The 694-nt window shown below is 70.5% G+C and carries 1 protein-coding gene and 1 pseudogene; one reads left to right on the top strand and one right to left on the bottom strand.

Going from position 1 to position 694, the window contains the following annotated elements; translation table 11 throughout:
* Positions 1-100, bottom strand: a 100-nt coding sequence (locus Ato02nite_RS50255; protein ID WP_213013844.1) for a LacI family DNA-binding transcriptional regulator, incomplete at its 3' end; no start/stop codon positions are given.
* Positions 101-196: 96 nt separating this feature from the next.
* Between Ato02nite_RS50255 and Ato02nite_RS50250 the strand changes: the two are divergent.
* Positions 197-694 (top strand): annotated as a pseudogene (locus Ato02nite_RS50250) (ATP-binding protein); the annotation flags it as partial.

The following is a 694-nucleotide window of genomic DNA, read 5'->3' as shown; positions in this document are numbered from 1 at the left end:
GGGTCTCCGGGGCGACGTGCGCGAAGCCGTTGACGACGTTGGACACCGTCTTTATCGACACCCCGGCCCGGGCAGCGACATCCTTCAGTCGGGCCGGCACGGCTTTGCACGTTACAACGTTGCAGTACTTAAGGCCGATCACCCGGGGGAGCTAAGCGGCTGCCAGTGAATCTCGGCTCGCGATTACCGTGACGGCATGACTGTGAGCGCAGCGTGTCGGCCGGTCGAGGAGTCGTCGGTCTCCGTCGAGGGTGACCTCGACGCCGCGGTGGCCCTGCTGTCCGTGCGTGGTGTCTGGGACCAGCCGCTGCGGCAGGCGACCACGACGACGCTGAACCACTGCCTGTCCGCGCGTCCCGAGGCCCTGATCGTCGATCTGTCCGAGCTGGACGACCATCTCTGCGACAGCGCGGCGACCTGGATGGCCGCCCAGCGGTCGGCGGCCGCCCTGCAGCCGCTGGTGCATCTGGCCCTGTGCATCCCGCCGGAGCTGCGGCTGGCCGATCGGATGCAACACCTGACGACGCGTGGCCACCTGCCGGTGTACGCGCGACTGCGCCAGGCCCGGGTGGCGATCGCGGGCCGGCTTCCGTACGAACGAAGGACGCTGGCCCTCGCGCCCGAGCCGGAGTCCCCGAGCCTGGCCCGGGACCTGGTCGGCCAGGCGTGCCTGGCCTGGGAGCTGCCCGAGCTG

The sequence above is a fragment of the Paractinoplanes toevensis genome, from assembly GCF_018332695.1.
GTDB classification, from domain to species: Bacteria; Actinomycetota; Actinomycetes; order Mycobacteriales; family Micromonosporaceae; genus Actinoplanes; species Actinoplanes toevensis.
This window is presented reverse-complemented; position numbering and strand designations above follow the sequence as displayed.